Source organism: Terriglobales bacterium, assembly GCA_035457425.1.
Lineage (GTDB): Bacteria > Acidobacteriota > Terriglobia > Terriglobales > Acidobacteriaceae > JACPNR01.
Window position 1 is genome coordinate 1 of the sequence record DATIBR010000141.1, and the last position, 5808, is coordinate 5808.

The following is a 5808-nucleotide window of genomic DNA, read 5'->3' on the forward strand; positions in this document are numbered from 1 at the left end:
CGACGGCGGTGGTGATCCTGAAGACCGGGATCGAGCTGTGCGGGGGAGCGGCGGAGTACCACGTGCCGCACCGCATCCGCGAAGGCTACGGGATGAAGGACGACGTGATCGAGCGCGCGGGGAGCGAGGGCGTGCGGCTGATCATCAGCGTGGACACCGGCATCCGGGCGTTCGCGGCGGCGGAGACGGCGGCGCGGCTGGGGATCGACCTGATCGTCACGGACCACCACCTGCCGGAGTCGGCGCAGGGGCTGGTCCCGAAGGCGCACGCGGTGCTGAACCCGAACCAGCCGGGCTGCGAGTATCCGTGCAAGGCGCTGTGCGGCGCGGGTGTGGCGTTCAAGCTGGTGCAGGCGCTGCTGGAGAAGAAGAAAGACGCGGGCGAGCGGCGGAAGCTGGAGCTCTCCTTCCTGAAGATGGTGGCGATCGCGACCATCGCCGACGCGGTGCCGCTGAAGGACGAGAACCGGGTGTTCGCGAAGCTGGGGCTCGAAGGGCTGCGGACGGCGGTGAACCCGGGGCTGCGGGCGCTGATGGATTGCGCACAGCTCGACCCGAAGCGGGTGCCGCTGACGGCGGCCGACGTCGCGTTCCGCATCGCGCCGCGGCTGAACGCCGCCGGGCGCATGGACGTGGCGCGCGACGTGATCGAGCTGTTCTCGGTGAAGGAGGAGAAGCGCGCGCGCGAGCTGGCCGAGAAGCTGAACCAGCTGAACGGCGACCGCCAGGCGGAGGAGCAGCGCATCCTCGAGGCCATCTGGCAGCGGCTGGACGGGGACCAGGCGCTGCGCGAGAGCTACTGCATCGTGGTCGACGGCGACGGCTGGCATCGCGGAGTGATCGGCATCGCGGCGACGCGCGTGGTGGAGAAATATTGCCGGCCGGCGCTGGTGATGGCGAGCGTCGACGGAGTGGCGCACGGGTCGGGCAGGTCCATCCCGGCGTTCCACCTGCTGGACGCGCTGGAGTCGTGTCCGGAGCTGTTCGAGCGGTTTGGCGGGCACGCGCACGCGGTGGGGTGCTCGCTGCCGAGCGAGCGCGTGCCGGAACTGCGCGCGCGGCTCGACGCCTATGCGCGGACGAAGCTGAGCGAGGCGGACTTCGTGCCGTCATTGCTGGTCGACTCCGAGCTGGAGTTCAGGGAGATCACGCCCGAGCTGCTCGACGCGGTGCAGAAGCTGGAGCCTTTCGGGATGGGGAATCGCGAGCCGGTGTTCGCGGTGAAAGAGGCGCGGCTGGTGGCGCCGCCGAAGATCCTGAAGGAGAAGCACCTCAAGCTGCGGGTGATCGCGGCCAACGGCTCGCGCGGGCTGGACCTGATGGGCTGGCGCATGGCCGAGAGGGCGCAGGGGCTCACCGCCGGCGACGCGCTGGAGTTTGCCTGCAAGCTGGACGAGAACACGCATCCCGAGTTCGGCGGGCTGCAGCTGATGCTGTGCGACCTCAGGAAGAAGACTGCCGCCGCCAGCTGAACCAAAACAGGAGGAGAGGAGGAATGCGGAAATTCACTTGCCTCCATTACCTCTTCGTCCGTAAGAGTACGGCGCATGCGGTGGATGGCTCCAAAGAACAAGAAGGTCTCCTGATCTTCCTCCTCTCCTCCTGTTTTCATTTGATTTTTCGCTTGCAGTGGCAGGCATTCGGGACTACGCTCCCCGCAATTTTTTCCACAATCTGAGCAGGAGGTAGGCGCATATGCGACCTATTCGGGGGCTCCTCCTGGGACTGGTACTGCTGGCGGGGATATGCGGGTCGGGCGAGGACAAGCCGGCGCGGGCAGTCTTGCAGGTGCCGGCGACGTGCATCGCGGACCTGCGTTTCGGGAAGTGCTACCAGGACGTGAAGGACGGCCGGACGCATTGTCCGGAGACGACGTTCGTGCAGAAGTGCGTGGCGGTCACGGCGGTGCGGGAAGCTGACGACCAGCTGAAGACGGCGAAGGCCACCGGGCCCTGAGCCGTGGCGTAAGATTGCAGGCATGGCCTTCGATCCGCGGCGGATGAGGAAGTGGTTCGCCTTGGGCGCGATCTCGGTCGCGCTGCTGGTGGCTGCCTATTGGGGCTACAACAAGGCGCGCAACTACACCATCACCAAGGCCGCGCAGAAGGCGGGGCAGAAGCTCGGCGTCGACATCCAGCAGAGCGCGAAGGGCTGGACGGTCTCGAAGTCCGAGGGCGGGCGGACGCTGTTCACCGTGCGGGCGTCGAACGCGCTGCAATTCAAGGAAGGGGGACGCGCCGAGCTGGACGAGGTCAACATCATCGTCTACGGGCGCGAATCGAACCGCTTCGACCAGATCTACGGGAAGAAGTTCTCGTACGACCCGCGGACGGAAGACATCCGGGCGGAGGGCGAGGTGCACATCGACCTGGAGTCGAACGCCGAAGGGCCGGTGCGGCCCGACCAGGCGCCGCCGTCGGAGCTGAAGAATCCCATCCACCTGAAGACCAGCGGGCTGGTGTTCAACCGCACGACGGGGATCGCGCAGACCGCCGAGGTGATCGAGTTCCGGGTGCCGCAGGCGAGCGGGACGGCGAAGGGCGCGGCCTACGACTCGAACCAGAACCTGCTGACGGTGAAGTCGGAGCTGCGGATCCGGACCACGGGGCCGCAGCCGGCAAACATCGCCGCGGCGCGCGGGACGATCGACGGGAACAGCCCGCGCCAGGCGGTGCTGGAGAGCGTGAAGGTGGAGCGCGCGGGCGGCGGGAGCTTCGACGCGGACCGGCTGACCATCTATTTCCACGACGACAACAAGATCGACCACATGGTGGCGAGCGGGAACGTGCGCGTGCACAGCGAGGGGGAGACGCCGATCGAGGCGCGCGCCCCGGAAGCGACCTTCCAGATGGGCGAGAACGACACCTTCCGCACGGCGACGCTGACCGGCGGGGTGCACCTGGCGAGCGGCGGCAAGGCGCCGCTGGACGGTACCGCCGGGCGGCTGGTGGTGGACTTCGCGGGCAAGAACGTGGCGCAGGCGGTGCACGCGCTGGGGAACGTGCGGCTGACGCAGCGCGGCGGGTCGAACGCGACCGAGATCGCGGCCGAGGGCATCGATTTCCGGGTGGCGGAAGGGAAATACCTGGCGAGCGGGACGACGCAAGGGAAGTCGCAGATCACGGTGAAGGATGCGGGGCGGGCGGGGTCGCCCGCCTCCACACAACCCTCACCTGGCGAGACGGTGATCACGGCGGGGAAGTTCGTGGCGCAGTTCGGCAAGGACAGCCGGATGCGGGCACTGCACGGCGAGCCGGAGGCGCGGATCGTGTCGCGCGTGCCGGGGCAGCCGGAGCGGGTGACGACGAGCCGCGAGTTCGACGTCACGTTCGCGAGCGGCGCCATCGCCTCCATCACGCAGACGGGCGACTTCAAGTACGTCGAGGGGACGCGGACGGCGACGGCGCAGAAGGCGCAATACAGCGTGAAAGACAACCTGATCAGCGCGAGCGGGACGCCGCGCGTGACCGACACGAACCTGGAGCTGACGGCCAATACCATCCGGCTGAACCGGGTCACCGGCGACATGGCCGCCGAGGGTGACGTGAAGAGCACGTACCAGCAAGCCGGGGCTCAGCCCGGCGCGATGTTCAGCGCGGCCGACCCGATCCACGCCACGGCGCCGGCGATGAGCGCGCGGAAGAGCGGCCAGGCGCGCTACTCGGGCGGCGCGCGGCTGTGGCAGGGGGCGAACATCGTGCAGGCGCCGAGCATCGAGTTCGACCGGGAGCGGCGGACGCTGCTGGCCCAGGGCAACGCGCAGCAACCGGTGTCCACCGTGTTCGTCCAACCGGACAAGAGCGGGAAGATGGCGCCGGTGAACGTGACGGCGAAGAAGCTGACCTACTCCGACCAGACGCGGCAGGCGCGGTTCGAGGGGGGCGTGGTGCTGCGGGGGGCGGACGCGAGCATCACGGGGGACCATGCGGAGGTGTTCCTGAAGGCCCGCGGGGGCGCGGCGGGCGAGCCGGGGGCCTCAACCCAAGCCTCCCAATTGGAGAAGATCGTGGCGGAAGGGGCGATCGAGGTGCAAGAACCGGGGCGGAAGGCGAGCGGTACCAAGTTGGTATACACGGCCGCAGATGGGCGGTTCGTGCTGACCGGAAGTGAGGGAAAATCGCCTAGCATTTTTGATGCCGAACGGGGCACGATCACGGGCGATTCGTTGACCTTCTATAGTCGCGATGATAGGGTGGTCGTAGGTAGCAGCGACTCCTCCCGTACCGTCACCCAGACACGAGTCAAACCGTAAGATGCTGACGCTGGCGACCGACGAGATCGGCAAAAGCTATAAGGGCCGACGGGTGGTGAACGGCGTCTCCCTGAACATCCATGAGGCGGAAGTCGTTGGTTTATTAGGGCCTAACGGCGCCGGCAAGACCACGACCTTCTACATGATCGTGGGCCTGATCCCACCCGACACGGGGCGGATCCTGATGGACCAGGAGGAGATCACCGACGTCCCGATGTACCTGCGGGCGCGGGAATACGGCATCAGCTACCTGCCGCAGGAGCCCTCGGTCTTCCGCAAGCTGACGGTGGAAGAGAACATCATGGCGGTGCTGGAAGCGCAGCCCATCAGCTGGCACGAGCGCCGCGAGCGGATGGAAGAGCTGATCGACCAGCTGGGGCTGGGGCTCATCCGGCGAAACCGCGGGTATGCGCTGTCGGGGGGCGAGCGGCGCAGGGTCGAGATCGCCCGCTGTTTGTGCATCCAGCCGAAGTTCATCCTGCTGGACGAGCCGTTCTCGGGCATCGACCCGATCGCGGTGCTGGACCTGCAGAAGATCATTTTCGACCTCAAGGCGGGTGGGATCGGGGTGCTGATCACCGACCACAACGTCCGCGAGACGCTCTCGGTGACGGACCGCGCCTACATCATCAACGAGGGGCGCATCTTCCGGGCGGGCACGCCGGAGCAGCTCGGGAACGACCCGGAGGTCAAGCGGGTGTACCTGGGCGAGAGCTTTACGCTGGTATAGCGGCAGGGCATTTTTGTTACCAAAGGCACAAGTTGACGCACGTTACAAGTGGAAAGTCGGCCAGGAAAGTAGTAGATAGGTAAAGGAAATACCGGGTCCCTAGAAGATGGTCCTGTTACAGCCAAAACTCAACCTCAAGGTCTCGCAGAAGCAGATCCTGACGCCTGGCCTGGTGCAGATGGTCAGCGTGCTCGCGCTGAACAAGCTCGAGCTCAAGGACATGATCAACGCCGAGATGGTTGAGAACCCGGTGCTGGAGGAGCTGGATAGCTCCGTCCCCCTGCTCGACGACGTGGCGGGGAAGCAGGAGACGCGGGACCGCGAGCAGGCGAGCGACGAAGCGCCGCCGGCCGACGCCGACAAGAAAGACCCGTTCGACGAGATCGATTTCGGCTCCTTCTTCTCCGAGTACCTGGACCCGGGCTACCGCACGCCGGTGAGCGAGATCGTCGAGAAGCCGAGCTTCGAGAACTTCCTGTGCCGCCCCACCAACCTCACCGACCACCTGAACTGGCAGCTCTCCGCGCTGATGCTGCGGAGCGAGGTGCGCGAGGCCGCGGAGCTGATCATCGGGAACCTGGATGACGACGGCTACCTGACGGCGAGCGATGACGAGCTGCTGGCGGTGGCGAACGGACAGGTCGTCGGGCTGAAAGGCTCGGAAGAGGCCCTGGCACGCGAGCTCGAGAGCGAGCACGGCATCACGTCCGGGAACGGCGACGTGCGTCCAGGGACGAGCGCGACCGAAGTCGAGGCCGAGACGCTCGCAGCCCCGGACCCAGAGCCGGAGCGGGGGAACCTGATGACGGCGCAGACGAAGGACGAG

5 protein-coding genes are annotated in these 5808 nt (G+C 66.8%); all 5 read left to right on the forward strand.

What is annotated here, in order from left to right; all coding sequences use genetic code 11:
* Nucleotides 1–1472: single-stranded-DNA-specific exonuclease RecJ (gene recJ / locus VLA96_10655; protein HSE49656.1), on the forward strand; the 1472-nt coding region annotated here is incomplete at its 5' end.
* A gap of 223 nt (nt 1473–1695) precedes the next feature.
* Nucleotides 1696–1956: a hypothetical protein gene (locus VLA96_10660; protein ID HSE49657.1), complete on the forward strand. Its 261-nt coding sequence runs from the start codon at nt 1696–1698 to the stop codon at nt 1954–1956.
* 22 nt (nt 1957–1978) lie between these two features.
* Nucleotides 1979–4252, forward strand: a complete 2274-nt coding sequence (locus tag VLA96_10665; protein ID HSE49658.1) for an LptA/OstA family protein — start codon at nt 1979–1981, stop codon at nt 4250–4252.
* 1 nt (nt 4253) lies between these two features.
* On the forward strand, nt 4254–4982 hold the full coding sequence (gene lptB / locus VLA96_10670) for an LPS export ABC transporter ATP-binding protein (protein ID HSE49659.1): 729 nt from the start codon (nt 4254–4256) through the stop codon (nt 4980–4982).
* A gap of 106 nt (nt 4983–5088) precedes the next feature.
* On the forward strand, nt 5089–5808 hold a 720-nt coding region (locus tag VLA96_10675; protein ID HSE49660.1), incomplete at its 3' end, for a hypothetical protein.